This is a genomic window from Arthrobacter ginsengisoli, from assembly GCF_031456935.1.
Lineage (GTDB): Bacteria > Actinomycetota > Actinomycetes > Actinomycetales > Micrococcaceae > Arthrobacter > Arthrobacter ginsengisoli.
In genome coordinates, this window is the sequence record NZ_JAVDVQ010000068.1 from 1 (window position 1) to 1214 (window position 1214).

Annotated in this window: 1 protein-coding gene; it reads left to right on the forward strand. The window is 67.9% G+C overall.

Annotated elements, in window-relative coordinates; genetic code table 11:
• On the forward strand, positions 1-1214 hold a 1214-nt coding region (locus J2X01_RS21970; RefSeq protein WP_510183415.1), incomplete at both ends, for an aminomethyltransferase family protein.

Below are 1214 nucleotides of genomic sequence, written 5' to 3' on the forward strand. Positions count from 1 at the left end.
ATCGGCGTCATCGCCGCCGCGCTCCGCCAGGCCGGCGAGGCGTCGCGGGGCATCGGGGACATTGGCACCACCACCTACCGCGCACCTTTCACCCCGGTGGCGTTCGCTGCGCTGGCCGGACGCCAGCGCGGAGAGCTCTTCGACCCGGCCCGCCTCACCTCGATCCACCCCTGGCATGCCGCCCAGGGCGCCCTCTTCGAGGACGTCGGCCAGTGGAAGCGTCCCTGGTACTACCCGCAGGCCGGCGAGGACATGGACGCCGCGGTCCTGCGTGAATGCGCCGCCGTCCGGGAATCCGTAGGCTTCATGGACGCCACCACCCTGGGCAAGATCGAGATCCGCGGCAAGGATGCCGGCGAGTTCCTGAACCGCATCTACACCAACGCATTCAAGAAACTCGCCCCGGGTTCGGCCCGTTACGGCGTGATGTGCACCCCCGACGGCATGATCTTCGACGACGGCGTCACGCTCCGCCTCGATCCGGACCGGTTCTTCATGACGACCACCACCGGCGGCGCCGCCAAGGTCCTGGACTGGCTGGAGGAATGGCTGCAGACCGAATGGCCCGAACTGGACGTGCACTGCACCTCCGTCACGGAACAGTGGTCCACGATCGCCGTCGTCGGACCGAAATCCCGCGCCGTTGTCGCGAAGCTCGCCCCGGAACTGGCCGCCAACGGCGGCCTCGACACCGAGGCCTTCCCGTTCATGACGTTCAAGGAAACCACCCTCGCCTCCGGCGTCCAGGCCCGGATCTGCCGGATCTCGTTCTCCGGCGAGCTGGCGTACGAAATCAACATCCCGTCCTGGTACGGACTCAACACCTGGGAAGCCGTCGCGGCGGCCGGGGCTGAATTCAACATCACCCCGTACGGCACCGAAACCATGCACGTGCTCCGCGCCGAGAAGGGATACCCGATCGTCGGCCAGGACACCGACGGGACCGTCACCCCGCAGGACGCCGGGATGGAATGGGTCGTGTCCAAGGTCAAGGACTTCATCGGCAAGCGGTCCTACGCCCGCAAGGACGCCGGCCGTACCGACCGGAAACACCTGGTCAGCGTCCTGCCGGTGGACGGCACCATCCGGCTCCCGGAAGGAACCCAGCTGGTGGAACAGGGCATCACCACCAACCCCGCCGACGGGCCCGTCCCGATGCAGGGATTCGTGACCTCGAGCTACCACAGCGCCGCGCTCGGCCGGTCGTTCGCCCT